Raw genomic sequence first — 17,134 nt, 5'->3', positions numbered from 1 at the left:
TGCACTGCTCAATTAATTATTTGGTAATAGCTACTTTAAGCATACTCCTCGATGAATCCCGGGTGTTAAGCGTGGTAGACAACGTAATTTTTTGTGTGGTTTGGGTATGGTTGGCATCAAGCTTTTTCAAAAGCAAACTTATAACGTTGTCGGCAATTGCTTCTATAGGCTGGGCAATGGCCGTAACAGGCGGCGAATAAAGCTTAAATACATCGTAATCATCAAATGATACTACAGCCAAATCGGCAGGTACCTGGAGACCTAAATGCTTAATAACTTTTAAGCCACAGGTGCCAATATGGTCGGTTCCGAATAGCACGGCGTCAAAGTCTGGGTTCCTTTTAAGATACGCGGTTAAGGGCTCTATAATCAGTTCCTCGTTGCGGTTAAAATCTATCTCTCTCAGGTATGGTTTTAACCTGGCCTCCTTCAGGGCATTCTTGTAACCTTCAACACGGTCGAGCATTTGCGTTTGCTCGGATGCGAATGTTATAAATGCTATTTTACTGTACCCCTGCTCTATTAAATGGCGGGTAGCATTGTAAGTACTAAACTGGTTATCAACAACAACGTAATCGGTATCAACATTGGGAAGGTAACGGTCAAACATCACTACAGGCAAGCCGCTTTTTATCAGGGCGGCTACATCATCCTCAATATTTTTAGGCGGAGCAATAATGTATCCATCCACATGCCTGTCCTGAAACATGGTTAACAGGTCCTGCGTTTTCTCGGTATCGTTATCGGTGCTGCAATAAATTATACGGTAGCCTTTTTCGTAAGCACGGTCCTCAATCAGGCGGGCTATATTGGCAAAGAACGGGTTAGAAATATCCTCAACCATTAAACCAATGATGTTTGATTTACCGGTTCGCAAACTTTTGGCCAGTGAATTTGGCTTATACCCCACCTCTTTCACCAATTTCAACACACGTTTAACTAATTCTTCGCTTATTCTTTTTTCCTGGGCACGGCCGTTTAATATGAACGAAACAGTGGTTTTTGAGATATTTAAAGCGTTTGCAATATCAACTATGGATATTTTCTTATTCATTACTAAACCGATTTATTACAAATGCAATGTAAATATTAAATTTTTAAAAACGGCAATGGGTATTAAGGCAATAATAATACTTATGATGCGCGTTTCCTCAACTTACTATAACTATAAGCAAACGTAAATATAACGGCGTAACAAATTATAGGTAAAAGGTACGAAGTGGCTACATTTTTATTAGCTATTAACCCCATAAGCGGGGGGAACAAAGCGCCGCCCACAACCCCCATCACAATAAATGACGAGCCCTGTTGCGTATGTTTGCCAAGATCTTTTAGGCCAAGGCTAAATATGGTTGGGAACATGATGCTAAAGAAGAAATTGATCATAATAAGCGCGCCGAACGATATCCAGCCTAAACCTTGTGATACGATAATACACATTGCTATGTTGCAGGCTGCAAATATGGCCAGCAGTTTATTAGGGGCAATATAACGCATCAGGAAGGTGCCCGTAAAGCGCCCTATCATCATCATAAAAATGCTTAAGGCGAAATAATTAGCGGCATGTGCATCGCTTAAATGCATAACCTCGTGCCCGTAATTGATAAAGAAGGCCCACGTACCACCCTGTGCAGCAACGTTAAACAATTGGGCAATGGCAGCAAATACAAAATGCTTGTGCTGAAAAAGTTTTTTATCGGCATAAGGCATCTCGCCTGTTGCGTAGGTATCAGTAGTTGTTACATGCGGGTCTGCAAGCGCGGGTACTTTTACAAACGCGAATGCTATACCAACAAGTGTAATAACCGCTCCTATGGCAATGTACATGTGCTTTACAGATACCAGATCGTTGGAGTGCCCGGCCTCGGCCCTGAGAATAAAATAGCTCCCTAAAAGTGGGCCAACAATGCCACCTACCCCATTAAAGGCCTGTGCAAAGTTTATACGTTGGTCGCTGGTACGCTGATCGCCGAGGGAGGCCACAAATGGATGGGCAACGGTTTCTAAAGTGGCTAAGCCACAGGCCAAAATAAATAATGCTATCCTGAAAAAACCAAACGACTCGGCATCGGCGGCGGGCACAAATAAAAACGCGCCGCACGCGTATAAAAAAAGCCCCAGCAATACACCTTTTTTATAACCAAACCGTTTCATGAATAAACCCGCGGGGATACCTACCACCCCATAAGCCCCAAAAATGGAAAGCTGTACCAACCCCGAGCTTGATTTAGAGATATGTAATACGTTTTGGAAATGCTTGTTCAGCACATCGCCCATTGTCATGGCTACGCCCCATAATAAAAAAAGGAGGGTAACAAAAGCAATAATTACATAATACTTTTTCTCGGTGAATGCGGGTTTAATGTACATTACGAGGGTTTAATTAATTGGTTCACAATTATACCATAATAAGCCCTCCATAACAATACCCTACTGTTTCATTATTTTGCTGTGGATACCGAAAATGGCTTATCAGCCTGTGTAACACCTCTTTTATAATTTGGCTTGCTCCCCATTTTAAAATGTAATGTACCGCCATTAGTTATGGCTGAATGACTTAGCCAGTTATGTGTGTAAGGTTTGCCGTTTAGTGTTGCCGACTGGATATATACGTTTTGCTTACTGTTATTATCCGCCTGTATCACAAATTTCTTCCCGTTCTCCAGCGTAATGGTCACCTTTTTAAATACCGGGCTGCCAATTGCATATTGCGGTACACCGGGGGTAACGCTGTAAATGCCCAGGGCGCTAAGTACATACCACGACGACATTTGGCCCTGGTCTTCATCGCCCGGGTATCCGTTTTGGGTAGAATTATAGATCTTCTCCATAATATTACGGGCATGGCATTGTGTTTTCCAGGGCTCGCCGGCATAATTGTATAAATATATCATGTGCTGTATGGGTTGATTACCGTGTGCATACTGCCCCATCTTTATCAGAGCCATCTCGGTCATCTCGTGTATAACCGAACCATAGCCGCCCGGCACAATAGTAGATGGTTGTGAAAATACCGAATCTATCTTAGCGGTAAAATTTTTATTGCCACCCATCAGGTTTATCAGCCCCTGCACATCATGAAAAACCGACCATTGCCAATGCCACGCGTTACCCTCTGTGTACGGCCCGCCCCACGATAACGGATCGAAAGGTTCTATCCATTTACCGTTCTCATCCTTAGCGCGCATAAAGCGGGTGCCCGGGTCGTAAAGGCTTTTGTAGTTATACATATTTTTACCGAATTGCGACATATATGGTTTATTGCTAATAGCCTTGGCGAGGTTATAGCCGCAAAAATCGTCGTAAGCATATTCGAGCGATTGCGCTGTTGCGCCCTGCGTACGTTCGGAGTACGGTACATAGCCATTCGTGTTATACTCCTTAGCATTTCCGCGGCCATTCGCGCTGCCCCATGGGCCTTTGTTGTTGGCTTCATGATCATAAGCCTTGAGGGCCTTTTGCGGGTTGAACGTGCGGATGCCTTTTACCCAGGCATCAGCCAATAGCGATATGGCGTGGTTGCCGATCATCCCGCCGGTCTCCGCCGGAAACGACCATGACGGCAGCCACCCGCATTGTTCTTGTGCGGCTAACAATGCCTGCATATATTGCCCCTCCATTGTTGGATGCAGTATGGTATTTAGCGGGAATTGCGCGCGGAAGGTATCCCAAAAGCCGTTATCGGTATACATATAGCCATCATGGATCTTGCCATCATACGGGCTGTAATAATAGGGCTTACCCTGCTTATTGTACTCAAACACCCGGTGCGAAAATAAGTTAGCCCGGTAAAGGCACGAGTAAAAAGTAGCCCTTTGCTCTTCGGTACCACCCTCTACCAATACACGGTTAAATAGCTTGTTCCATATTTTGGTAGATGCCGCTTTGGTATCTTCAAAAGTTTTAAATTCCCCCAACTCGGTAGTTAGGTTTAATGTTGCCTGCCCGGGGCTGATGTATGACGATGCCACCTTTGCCTGCACAACCGTGCCCGGTGCAAATTCAATGTAAGCGCCTTTGCCCTCCCCTTCGTCAGTTTTGTTGTTGGGGTTTATAACGCCCTTTTTATTCTCCCAGGTACCGTAAGCTTTAAACGGCCTGTCAAATACTATCTCAAAATAATTCTTAAAGTTTTCTGGCGCCCAGCGGCAGTTATTTACCCAACCTGTAATTTTACGCTCTGCCATATTGATACTAACCCGGCTCATTTTGGTGTAACCATCCAATACCAGATAGGCCGGGGCCGATGCCGGAAAACTAAACCTCAAATGTGCGCCACGCTCGGTAGTGGTCATCTCGGTTACAATGTTATTATCCAGCTTTACACGGTAATAGTTTGGCTGCGTAATCTCGTTCTTGTGCGAAAAACTTGTAGCGCGGTCGTCATCGGTCACCACTAATTTGCCTGTTACGGGCATTAACGAAAACACCGCGTAATCGTTAACCCACGAGCTGCACTGGTGCGATTGCTGAAACCCGCGAATTTTATTTTCAAAATACTGATATTTCCATCCTTCGCCATTTTTACCTGTTTGAGGTGTCCAGGTGTTCATGGCAAATGGCACACTGGTGGCCGGGTAAGTATTACCGTATGATAGTTCGAATTTGCTGTTTGTACCTTGTAAAGTATTGGCATAATGCACCAGGTTGGCGTGCTGGCCATGTGCAACACCGGCAATAAGCAGGGTAAGAAAGACTAAAGATCTTTTCATTTTAAATTAGCGGATGAATGTTGCGGGAGACGGATTTGAAAAAGGGGGCACACACCCCCTTTTTACTCTTAACTCAAATATAAAACCAAAAACCAATCTCCTATTTAATAAGGGCATCATAAAACGCATCGGCTACAAACTTGTTCCCGGCTACGTTTAAATGCACCCCATCCCCGGTCAGGATATTTTTATCAAGATTCTGCGGATTGTTCTTCAACCCATATTCATGAAAAGTTTTTCTGAAATCTACAAGTCCGCAATTATTTTGTGCGGCAATGTCCCGTATTATCTGCGAGTATTTATTGAGGTCACCGTCAAGCTCATTACTGTAATCGGTTTTTTCGCCAACAGCTGCCGGTGTACAAATGGTAACCTTTATGCCCTTAGCCTGAAACTTTTTGATGAGCGCGGTATAAAACTTACCAAATTTATCCCAATCGGTACCGGTGCCAAAAAGGCGTTTGTGCCAAACATCGTTCACGCCAACCCATATTACAACAACATCCGGGTTTTTAGATAATACATCTTCCTCGTAACGTAAGTACAAATCGTAAATTTTGTTGCCGCCTATACCTGCGCCCGCTACCTCATAATTTGCGGCTTTGTTATTATCCTTTAACTTTTGCTGAAACAGCGTAATATAGCCATCCGGCCTTACACCGTACTCGGTAATTGAGTCTCCGAAGAAAACGATCTTAACAGGTTTTTGCGCCTGAAAAGAACACATTATGATAATCAATATCAACAATAAATACTTTTTCATAACCGGTTTATCAGCAAGGATGCTAAATTGATTTAGCTAATGTAGTTATTATTTCTAAATAACCAAATAGCATTTACATTAATTAAATTTTACGCGAATAAAACGTGGCCTGTATAGGTTAGGGTGCTTTTTAAGATCTTTATCAAACTCAACCGAATTGATGTTGTAACTTATTATCAACTCGCCGGGTTTAGATAAAGTTGGATGGGCTTTAGCGTTGTACACCACAAATGTTTTCTCCGTTAGATCGGGTTGGCAATCCCAAAGTTTTATGATGGGGCCAAACGGGCCTATGGGGCTTGCTCCTATACGCATGCCAACTGTTGTACTCATTCCGTTTTGTTGGAAAACAAGCGCATACCGCCCATCAGGAAGAGCGGAGATACTCAGTTCGTTTGATACACCTGTAGTAAGTACAGCTGCTTTATCTATTTCTGCAACCCATGCCTTCCCATCCCAAAACCTCCATTTTTTAAAGTTCTCAAAATCGGTTGGCAACACACGTGCAGCATATAAGTTTTTTGCAAGTCCGCGCACACCATATATATATATATACCCATCAGGAGTAGCCGCGCCGGCAGCTTTGGTATTTACATAAACAGCGGCACCATATGAGCCTATATCATCTTTACCATCTGTAAGGTAAAACGGGGTATCCATTTGCTTATTTGCTTTGTACGGCGGATTAGTACCCGGGGTAAGTTTAATAAGCGTATTGCCCACCTCTCTAAAACCAAACGGCCCCTGGTACATGTTGCGTACCCTGTAACCAAATATGTATGTAGCCTTATTTGCCTGGTTTACAAAACCATCGCCCAGCCAGTAATAATCGGTACTGTCGGCTTTTGGTGTGGCTGGTACAAACAGCGATTCTGCTCCATTCTTTTCATCTGTATTCCAGTAAAACTTCATGTTACCGGTAACAGGCTTGTTACCGTTTAATACCGCTGCCGAATTATGGATCATTCTATACCCTGGCATTAAGGTATTTTCCCTTATCTCCCCTACCATACTATCGCTAAATATAAAAAGGGTTTTACTATTTGGCCCGGTATATTTCCCCTCAACCCCATTCATGGGAATGGTGTAAATACCATCGCCGCCAAACCAGCCCGAATTACGCTTTAACAGTGCCGACCATTCAGGCGCTTCCGCTACTGTAAACTTAACGTCAGTAAGGTTTACCGCTTTTTTTTGGGCGATGCTTTGCGATAACGCAGTACAAAGGCATATGCAAAACATCGCAAATCTTTTCATCAAAATAATTATTAAACAGGTTTAACGGATATTACGGGCAGGTTTATAGCGCTTGTATGCAATGGAAATTATTCCGGCTATGCCGCCAAGCAGCATAAGTACGCCAATTAATTCTGCTTGTGTAAATGTAATACCTAAAAACCTGTAATTAAAATTTATACGGATATGTTCTATTAAAAAACGCTCGCCACCGTTAAGGATCAGGTATATGGAAAACATTAAACCCGGTGTCTTTATCTTTTTCCGGAATGCCCACATCAACCCAAACATAGCCAGGCAAAGTACCAACTCGTAGAATGGCGTTGGGTATACGCCCTGTAGTAATTGGTTACAATAGTTGCCCGTGCAGCCAGGTATAGGGATACCCGCGTTAATAGCATTATGCGGGTATTTAAAACTCCACATCCAATCGGGTAACCAGGTAAGTGCTGCTGGCTTGGGGTGTATGTTAACCCTCCCCCAATCGCCATCACCTGCAAGCTGGCAACCTATGCGGCCTACACCATAAGCCAGCATCATACCCGGCGACCCTATATCTGCCAGGTGTACCTGTTTCATTCCGTAGCGGTAACCAATATACAAATAAGTAAGCGCGCCAAATATTAAGCCACCATAATAAGCAAAGCCATTTGATGAAAAGAACACGCCTATCGGGTCGTGTACAAATAGGTTAAAATTGTCGGCCGCATCAAATAACTTTGCCCCTATAAACCCAAAGAAACCTACACTAAACACAATAAGGCCCATTAGCTGGTATGGGTGTCGGGTTTCTTCAACAACCTTTGGTTTATTTAACCGGTGGCTTTTTCTGTCGATATAGATCCACACGGCAAAGCAAATACCCGTAAGCAAACCTATAAAAAGGTTGCCATTTGCAGATAACAGATAGGCACGCGGGTTCTTAGCAAACAGATCGTAGTTAAAAAGCGCGCCGAAAGTTTTAAAGCCAAAAAGAAACCCTAAGATAAAATTAGCCGCGATGTCTAACATCGATGCCGGCCGGCCAATTACTATTTTACGTTTAAAAGCATGTATCTTACCATTGGCTTCGTACCTTTTAAACTCGGCTGTAAAAACAATGTACGCCCCAAAAAAAGCCAGGGCCACAAAAAAGCCGAAAGTTTGTATGGGGAATGCCAGCCGGATGTGGAACAGGTATTCAACCAGGTGACCAATGGTAGGGAACATACTACTAATGTATAAAATACGTGGTGAATGAAGGCTGGTTTAGGTTGAAAGCCGCATAAACATTCATAAAAAAGGCAGGGATAAACACGTATTTGCGTTAACCCTGCCTCTTAAATAGTTTACTTAAAAGCCCAGTTGTACACCTAAGTTTATAACACGCTGGTTGATGTAAGCGTCACCGGCGGTATTTGTAGATATTTCGGGGTCTTGCTGGTACTTATTGTAGTTATTCCAGGTAAACAAGTTGTAAGCGCTCAGGTAAACCCTGGCATTATTTATTTTGAAAGGCAATAACCTGGTAGGCAACTGGTAACCAACATCAATCGTTTTTAAGCGGATGTAGTAGGCATTAACCAACCAGTAATCGCTAAAGTATGATGTTGGGCTGTTTACTGATGTTGGGTTAAGCCCTAACCTTGGGAAATTGGCAGTAGCCGCGGTTGCCGGCGTCCATCTTTCCTGGTGTATTGGCTGAAACTGGCTCTGGAATGGTTCGATACCTGTGCCAAGTACAGCAAAACTGTAATTGAACGACCCCTGCAGTAATACGCTTACGCTAAACCCTTTGTAAACACCTTGTAATGAAAGCCCCAGGATAGTGTTTGGCAGGTTTGGATTACCTATGGCGCGTTTATCAAATACGTTTATTACACCATCACCATTAAGGTCCTGGTAGCGCAGGTCTCCGGGTTGCAATTGTATACCATTATCGGGTATGGCAATTGAATTACCCGCGTTTGAGCCGTTAACTGACTGGTAGGCATTGATGGCTGCGATATCCTGTGCGGTGTAGTAACCCAGGAAATGGTAACCATATTGCTGGCCAATAGAGTAGCCGGTTTGTGCAAGCCATGGGTACGCGGGGGCGGCTTCGTCTTTAAACAATATTTTGTTTTTGGCATATGAGAAAACCAGGCCTGTATTGTATTGGAACTTGCCAATATTGCCATGGTAACTTATTTGCCCGTCGAAACCCCTGTTTTGGGTTTTACCAAGGTTAACGGCAGGTAAGTCAACACCTAACACTAACGGTATACTGCCCGGGGTTATCAGCTGTTTGTCGCGCACATCCCTGAAATAATCAAACGTTACCGAGATCTTATCGTTAAATAAGTTCATATCCAAACCAATATCAAGTTTGCGGGCGCGTTCCCAAACAACGGTTGGGTTGCCCAACGAACCTTCATAAATGGTAGTATAAGGCTGCGGCGATTGGCCAAAGTTGTAACCACCACCATTATTATAAACCTGATTATATACATAACGGTTACCCGGTGCAGCATCAGAACCTACTAAACCGTAGCTGGCCCTTAATTTAAATAAGCTAAAGAATGGCAGCGCTTTGTTAAAGAAATCTTCCTTTACAAGGTTATACCCCAAACTTACTGCCGGGAAGATACCAAAGCGGTTGCTTGCGGCGAAACGGTCGGTTCCGTTATAAGCCACGTTAAAATCTATCAGGTATTTTTGTTTGTAATCATAACCTAACTTACCCGATACACCCCTGAATTTTTGAGGTACACCAACCAGATCTCCTGATAAAGAATTGGCCGCGTATAATGTATTGGCTGTTTGATTAAACAACACCAGGCCCGAGAAGTGATGCGTATTGCTGAATGTACGGTCGTAATTTAAAAATAACTGTAAGTTGTAGTTATTCGTATTCTGATCGGTATTTCCGGTTAAACCATAGTTTTGATACACATATGTACCACCCGGGCGTAACGAATATTGGTCGGTAACGGGATCGTAATGGTAGGATGGGATGCCCTCGTTAAATATTTGTTTAGTGTACTGCTCGATGCTTGAGTAAGCGATACGGCCTGTAAGCGATAAACCATCTGTTATGGCATCTAACTTTTGTGTAGCCCCAAATAAAAAGTTAAAGTCTGTTCTGCGTGAGTGCTGATAACCGCCTGTTGCCAGCCTTGCATTTAGCGTAGGCAGGTGATCGGGGTTAAACGGCGAATAAGCGTAACTATAACTGCCATTAGGGTTTAAGTAAGGCGATGTAAACGGAGTTTGCTTTGCAAAATTATATACCTCGCCCACTGCATTTTGGTTATATGGCTGGTTAAGGTCAGAGAAGCGGGTGGTTACATCTAAACGCAGATCAAGTGTTTTGTTGACCTTAAGATCCAGGTTAGAGCGGAAGTTGTACCTGCGGAAATAGTAGTTAGTATTTACAAGGCTTTGCGGGTCGGCAAAATCGCGTACCAAACCAGTCTGGTTTAACGCACCGCCAGATATAAAGTATTTTAAAGCGTTGGTACCGCCAGATATATCCAGGTTGGTATTCGCCTGGTAACTCTGCTTTTTAAAGATCTTTTCGTACCAGTTCACGTTAGGGTGGCCATATGGGTCGTTACCATTTCTAAACGCATCAAGATCGGCCTGGGTAAAGCTTTGTGGTATGCCATCATTTAATTGCGCTTCGTTTATTAGCAAAGCCGAATTATAAGCATCTAAAAATTTAGGCGTTCTTGTAGGCTGCTGCATACCGCCTTCAACCCTAACATTTACCTTTGGCGCGCCGCCTTTACCACGGCGGGTAGTAACTACAAGCACACCGTTGGCACCTTTAATACCATACACCGCTGTTGATGATGCATCCTTTAAAATAGAGATGTTTTCAATCTCGTTAACGTTAATTTGCTGTAACTGGTCATAGTTGTACTCAATATCGTCAACAATAATAAGCGGCTGGTTACCCGCAGGGTTTAACGAGCTTACACCACGGATATAAAAGTCTGATGCATCTTTACCCGGCTGGCCCGACCCTTGCTGCGAGAAAAAGCCCGGTAATTTACCGGTAAGCGCGTTCTGTACATTCGCTGTTGGCACAGTACGTATTTCGCCGGCCGATATGGAGCTTACAGCGCCTGTACTGGTGATACGTTTACGCGTGCCGTATGCAACTACCGATACTTCGTCCAAACCATTAGTACTGGTTTGCATGGTTATATCAACCGTTGTTTTATCGCCTATTTTTACTTCCTGGCTGGTGTAACCAATAAAACGTACTATAATAGTTCTGGACTGGCCTTTTAATGTGATAGAAAACCTGCCGTTTACATCAGTAATACCTCCATTGGTGGGGATGCCTTTTTCTACAACCGATACACCCGGCAAAACCCCGGTTATATCGCGCACCCTACCCGTAACCACTGTGTTTTGTGCAAACAAAGCCCCCGGTAGCAACATGAATATTATTTGAAAGAAAAGTATTATTTTTCTCATAACTGCTTAATTAATTGGTTTAAATTGCCGTTCTGGTAATTACCATCCGGGGTTTTGTTTCATATTAGGGTTCTTTTGCACTTCGTCGTACGGTATAGGGTACAAATACATCTTGGGCGTAACAAACTTTGTTGTAAGCACATTAACAGGATTGTAATTGAGAGCAGTACCTGCTTTTACGATGCTTAAGCCTGTGCGTGGCTGGTTCATAGTGTTTTCCGCAAGTTTCCATCTGCGTATATCCCAATAGCGGTTTTCTTCAAAGGCAAGTTCAATACGGCGTTCATTTTGTATTACTGTACGCATCTCATCTTTTGTGATACCTGCTTTTAAGCCGTATAGGTTATCGGCGCCGGCATTAATACCCGCACGCTTGCGTATGCTTATTAAAGTATTGTAAACATTGGTTGTTGGACCCTCAAACTCGTTTAATGCTTCAGCGTACCCTAATAAAATGTCGGAATAGCGCATGATCACCCAGTCGGTACTGTGCGCGGTATAGTTGTTGGTGCCTTCAAAATTGCCCATGAACTTACGCATGTAGTAACTGGTTTTGGTTTGCTGTAGCGAGCTGTTTGGTTTACTTAGCCCGCCCTCAAATGTTTGTATCTGAGTGTTTAACCATTGCGCGCCGTTGTAAAGAATGGTTTTAGCAAGCCTTGGGTCGCGGTTATTATAAGGGTTGTTGATATCGTAGGTGGATGATGCGTTGGTAATAGGTAAACCATTAGCCATTGGGAACGCGTTAACCAGATCTTGTGTGGGACTGGTTTGACCTTTGCCATTTGCTCCAGGGAAGCCAACCGGGCCGTTTGCAGATTCTACACTGTTACTGTTATCGCCCTGGCGAATAAATAATACCTCGGGGTTATTTTGCGTTAAAAACACATCCTTAAACTCAGATACTAACGAGTATGTGCCCAGGTCTATCACATCCTTAGCGGCATTAGCAGCAGCGGCCCATCGCGAAGACTGGAAATCGGTATATCCCGTTAATGGATTTGATGCGTCGATGTTGCCGCCGTTAAACAGCGGGCTTGCAGCGTATAACAACACCTTTGCCTTTAATGCTAAAGCAGTTCCTTTGGTAACACGATGGCTGTCGGCTTCCGGGTCGGCTATCGGGAATGTTAACAGGCTGTCCTGTACAGCATCGCACTCGCTTACAATATATTTTATACAATCGTCGAACGAGTTGCGTGGTAATGTGAGGTCGTTGGTAATGGTATAAACCTTATTACCCATTAATGGTACACCGCCATAACGCTTTACCAATTCAAAATAAAAGTATGCTCGTAATAACCGGGCTTCGCTCTTCCATACATATTTCATGGAGTAGCCCTTGTACTTGGCAAGTACAGGTACAACATCAATATGTGTAACAAACTCGTTTGCCTGGCGGATGCCCGCGTAATAAGCGCCAAAAAGGTTTTCTTCGTTAGGCAAATTATAAGAGTTGTACGAGCCTGTGGATAGTATAGTAACTATATTAGAGGGGCTGGATGCAGAAGATACAGCATCATCAGACGCTGCGTCGAGATAATCACCGCCAACGCGGTTGTGGCCGTTCTTTAATACAGAATATATCCCGTAAAGGTATTTCTGCGCGTTTGTACCTGCCGAGTCGCGCGGGTCAAATATCTTATCTATCCCAACTTTATCAACAGGGAACTGCTCATATTTTTTGCACCCTGCAATAGCCAGTATTAGCGCTATTGCCGCTATAATATTTTTTTGATGTTTCATGATCATAATTTTACGATGGCCAAAAATTAAAGCTTAACAGTAACACCTGCATTTATTACCCTTTGTATCGGGTAAGCGCCGTTGTTTACTTCAGGATCTATCTCTTTGTAGCCGTATAACGTTACCAGGTTTTCGCCATTCGCAAACAGCCTTACGCCTGCTAATTTCAATTTACGAACCCATTGGTATGGCAGGTTGTAACCTATTTCTGCATTTTTAAGCCTTAAATAGTCGCCTTTGCGCAGGTAAAGTGTTGAACTTGGCGAATTATTGGTATTACCTAACGACAGGCGTGGAAGCGTAGCTGTTTCAGCGGTTTCAGGTGTCCATCTGCCGGTTAAATTATCGTAAGCCTGGCCTACGTAATTATTACCGAATAAACCCACACCTACAAAGCCGGTCAGCATAGAGTTGTTAAACATAACCTCGCGGTTTTTAACACCCTGAACAATCATGCTGAAGCTAAAGCCCTTATAGTTAAAACCCATTGACGCTCCATAAAACAGCAGCGGTTTTTTATTGCCAATGGCCGAAATGTCAAACTGGTTAATTACGCCGTCATTGTTTAGATCCTTATACTTTACATCACCGGCCTGTGCTGTGTAACCTGTTGTGGTAGCACTTGTTGCCGCTTCCTGTGCATCCTTAAAAAAACCCAGTGCTGTGTAACCGTATATAGCACCGGTTGACTGGCCTGTGCGGCGCAACCATGGGTAAGGTGTTGGGGTTTCATCGCTATATACATTTTTTGAATATTGCAACGATGCATTACCGGATATAAAGTAGTTAAAGTTATCAACGTGGTTTTGATAGGTTAATGTAAGTTCTTCGCCCTGGTTCAACACTACGCCAATATTTTCAACCGAGTAAGGCGTACCCAGCAATAAGCTGCTTCGGCCACGCACCTGTAAAAGGTCTTTATACCTGTCGCGGTAATAATCGGCGGTAATTTTAAAGTGGTTATCAAACAAGGCAATATCCATCCCCACATCAATCTTGTCGGCCTTTTCCCAACTAATAAGCGGGTTAGCCAACTGATCGGCAAAAACACCCTGCACACCGGCGCGCAGTGTACCTGTAGCATATTGATAGCCATTTGGCGAGCTGTAGGTTTGCAGGAAGTTATAGTAACCAAAGTTATCTACGTTGGCATTACCTGTGCGTCCATATGTGGCGCGCCATTTCCACGAGTTAATCCAGCTTGCGTTATCTTTAATAAAGCTTTCGTTAGCCATTTGCCAGCCTAAGCCTCCGGCATAAAACAACCCAAATTGTTTATTTGGCGGGTACCTGTCGTAACCGCTGCGGTTTACCGCACCTTCAATAAAGTACTTACCATCGTAGTTGTAACCTGCTTTAAAGGCTTCATTTGTAGTAGTGCTGGTTAAATCGAAATTCAGGTTAACCGAACGGGTATCATATAACAACATACCGGTAACGTTATGTTTACCAAACGTCCTGTCGTAATTAAGTGATAGTTGCGCGAACGAATAGCGGGCGCTCGATACGCTGTTAAACGTATTTATTTGTGCTACTGATGAACCTACAGGTGCGTAACCATCATCGGCTTTTAATGCGAACGTATTATTTTGTAATGATCTGTTTAAAACCCCTTGTGATGAAAGCGCCATGTTACCTTTTGCTTTGCCGGAAAGGCCCGGGGTAACACTACTCATATCATAAGTAAGATCAAGGTTTGCCAATACATCGTTACTTGTTGTACGCTGGTAGCCAGAATATTGCGCCTGCGCCAAAAGGTTATTTGCAAATGTTGTTGAACCACCAAAAGAGTTATCGGGGTTATAAACAGGATAAGCATTATTTGGCGTAGAGTATAATTGGGCGAGTATGTTACCATAACCCGCGCCCGGCTGTGTGCCAGATTGGATGCGGCCAAACAATTGCAGATCTACCACAAATTTTTTGGTAACGTTAACTACCAGATCTGAGTTGATGATGTAACGGCTTAGGTTGTTGTTTGTATTGTATGGCGATTCTGATGCTGTTTTAAACATCCCATCCTGGTTAAGGTAGTTTAACGATACATTATACCTCGCTATCTCGGACCCTCCGTTCACATTCAGCTTGTAACTGTTCATAGGTGAATTTTTACGGAGTAATGTGTTATACCAGTTCACATCAGGGTGACGTATCGGGTCGGAGTGGTCGCGGTAGGCGGTAATGTCAGCACCGCTGTAAATAGGTAGCTTGCCATCATTCTGCAATGCCTCGTTATATAGGTAAGCGTATTGATAAGCAGGTAAAACTGTTGGCAAACCCAGTGGTGTTTGCAAGGCGGTTTGCGCGGTAAACGAGATGCGCGGTGCGCCGGCAACAGCATGTTTGGTAGTAATTAACAATACCCCTCTTGAGCTGTTTACACCTAAAAGGATGTTAGAAAGCCCGTCTTTTAAAACCGATACAGATTCGATGCTCTCCGGGTCAAGCGAAGCAATCTCGCGCTGCACACCATCAATAATGGTTATAGGCGACTGACCACGCAAGGCTAAGCCAAACTCAGTATTATCATTTGCCGAATAGTTATTGTGCAACACAACGTTACCAATAAAATCGCTCTTGGTTTGCGGGGTAGTTTGTGGAGCTGCAAAACCACTGAACTGCTGCGTGTACAATCCCGACAGCTGGCCTGGTAACGCATAAGTATAAAGCGTAGCAGGCGTAGTTGTTAGTTGGTTTGTATAAATTGTAGATATGGCGCCAAGGTTTTTGCTTGCATCGGCAGTACCGTATAATACGTCAATCTTTTCCGGAGACTTAATATAGGTATCAATCAGCCTAACCCTAATTTCGCGGTTACCTTTTACTGTAACTTGCTGTACGTTATAATTAGGATGCATAAATACCAATACCGCGTTATTTTCGGCAGTAATTTCAAAGCGGCCCGCGGCATCGGTGGTTACCATATCGGTTTTACCCTTTACAGATACTTTTACACCTTTAAACGGCTTGCCGTATTCGTCAAGCACAACACCGCCGGCCATCCCGGCCCGGGCAACATACATTGCCGTAGTATCCTGCTGCATGGCGCGGCCGGTTGTTACCAGCGCCAGCATCAGTATTACTAAGGCCGTAAAATATTTACTTAAGTAGCATTTAGCCATTGTATAAAGTTTAAATTGTTGGCAAAAATTAAAATATCGTTTTAGCAACGCGTTAATTGCTTATCATAAACGCGTTGATGTGTTATTATAGGCTGTTTATTGGCACTTAAAGGTGTAAACAAATGGGTCTTTTGTGTTACCATACCCAACGCTTTTCGCGCCCGATTTATCGGTAACGAAGTACTCCATCTTAGTTATGGTTTGCGTATCGCTTGTATTAAAGAATGCCTTAGGCCAAAACGTAATACGGAACCTTTTACTGTTTGCCGGTGATTGCGACATGCGGGTTTTATCGGTTTGCTCGCATACCTTTATGGTTTTACCATCGTTGGTGTAAGCGGTGGCACATAAGTATACTTCTGAGAGATTGCTAACTTCGGTATCCACAACTGTACCATCAAAGGTTAGCGTTACAAAATCATTGTCTAATGACTTTGGCGGATCCACAACTGTTAGCTGAGGGTTACAAAAATCTATCAGATCTCCTGTCCCGCCTGTAACTTCAAAACATGACGGAGAATCTTTTTGGCTGTAATAAGTACCAAACTCGTTGCTTGTGTAGGCGTTATTGGTATCAGATATTACATAGCTCAATTTAACTATTGTAGGGTTATTGTCTGCGGCAACTTTCATGTTTACCGTTACGTTGCCTTCAAATGTATAGCCGTTGGCATAATCATACTTATTCGACGATTGGTAAACTACCCACTCCAAATCGTCGATAAGGTTACCCGCGTTGCCAAACATTTTTTTGGTATACGCCGGCCAGTTTAATCCACCACCATTTTTAGGAAGGTTATTAGCAGGTATAAGATCCATTGTACCGCCGCCTAAAGCCTGGCTATTATAAGTAACCTTGGCATTTTCGGCCATTTTCCATCCCTTGGGTACCAGCATGGCAAATATGAGGTAGTTGTTTGTACCCTCGCCGGCGGTAGGGATCCTAAAGTTAACCTTAAAGGTTACATTCTGTCCAACTGTGGCGGTACCAGGCATTTCAACTGTAGTTATTTCCTCGCCGCAGCAAGCAAGCATAATGCCTATTACAAGGCAGGCACATGCCCTCCATAAGCTTTTACCTTTTATATGTAAATATGATATCATAG

10 protein-coding genes are annotated in these 17,134 nt (G+C 43.5%); all 10 read right to left on the bottom strand.

Features of this window, described 5'->3' with window-relative positions:
- Positions 1 to 16 precede the first annotated feature (16 nt).
- A complete protein-coding gene (locus tag ACFQZI_RS01690) occupies positions 17 to 1,054 on the bottom strand; it encodes a LacI family DNA-binding transcriptional regulator (protein WP_377137731.1) in 1,038 nt (345 codons plus the stop codon).
- A gap of 80 nt (positions 1,055 to 1,134) precedes the next feature.
- Positions 1,135 to 2,370, bottom strand: a complete 1,236-nt coding sequence (gene fucP / locus ACFQZI_RS01685) for an L-fucose:H+ symporter permease (protein WP_377137729.1) — start codon at positions 2,368 to 2,370, stop codon at positions 1,135 to 1,137.
- Between the two features lie 71 nt (positions 2,371 to 2,441).
- Positions 2,442 to 4,712 (bottom strand): GH92 family glycosyl hydrolase, encoded by a 2,271-nt coding sequence (locus tag ACFQZI_RS01680; protein WP_377137727.1) that lies wholly within the window; start codon positions 4,710 to 4,712, stop codon positions 2,442 to 2,444.
- Positions 4,713 to 4,812: 100 nt separating this feature from the next.
- Positions 4,813 to 5,475, bottom strand: coding sequence for an SGNH/GDSL hydrolase family protein (locus ACFQZI_RS01675; RefSeq protein ID WP_377137725.1), 663 nt, complete (start codon positions 5,473 to 5,475; stop codon positions 4,813 to 4,815).
- A 78-nt stretch (positions 5,476 to 5,553) separates the two neighbouring features.
- The gene (locus tag ACFQZI_RS01670) at positions 5,554 to 6,732 is read right to left on the bottom strand and encodes a DUF4185 domain-containing protein (RefSeq protein WP_377137723.1); all 1,179 of its coding nucleotides are present in this window, start codon (positions 6,730 to 6,732) and stop codon (positions 5,554 to 5,556) included.
- A gap of 21 nt (positions 6,733 to 6,753) precedes the next feature.
- The gene (locus ACFQZI_RS01665) at positions 6,754 to 7,920 is read right to left on the bottom strand and encodes a prolipoprotein diacylglyceryl transferase (protein ID WP_377137721.1); all 1,167 of its coding nucleotides are present in this window, start codon (positions 7,918 to 7,920) and stop codon (positions 6,754 to 6,756) included.
- A 123-nt stretch (positions 7,921 to 8,043) separates the two neighbouring features.
- A complete protein-coding gene (locus tag ACFQZI_RS01660; protein ID WP_377137719.1) occupies positions 8,044 to 11,160 on the bottom strand; it encodes a SusC/RagA family TonB-linked outer membrane protein in 3,117 nt (1,038 codons plus the stop codon).
- Positions 11,161 to 11,199: 39 nt separating this feature from the next.
- The gene (locus tag ACFQZI_RS01655) at positions 11,200 to 12,906 is read right to left on the bottom strand and encodes a RagB/SusD family nutrient uptake outer membrane protein (RefSeq protein ID WP_377137717.1); all 1,707 of its coding nucleotides are present in this window, start codon (positions 12,904 to 12,906) and stop codon (positions 11,200 to 11,202) included.
- A 26-nt stretch (positions 12,907 to 12,932) separates the two neighbouring features.
- Entirely contained in the window at positions 12,933 to 15,908 is a 2,976-nt protein-coding gene (locus tag ACFQZI_RS01650; protein ID WP_377141712.1) for a SusC/RagA family TonB-linked outer membrane protein, read from the bottom strand.
- Between the two features lie 216 nt (positions 15,909 to 16,124).
- A complete protein-coding gene (locus tag ACFQZI_RS01645; protein WP_377137715.1) occupies positions 16,125 to 17,132 on the bottom strand; it encodes a DUF4961 domain-containing protein in 1,008 nt (335 codons plus the stop codon).
- Positions 17,133 to 17,134 lie beyond the last annotated feature (2 nt).

This window comes from Mucilaginibacter lutimaris, from assembly GCF_042676625.1.
Lineage (GTDB): Bacteria > Bacteroidota > Bacteroidia > Sphingobacteriales > Sphingobacteriaceae > Mucilaginibacter > Mucilaginibacter lutimaris.
This window is presented reverse-complemented; position numbering and strand designations above follow the sequence as displayed.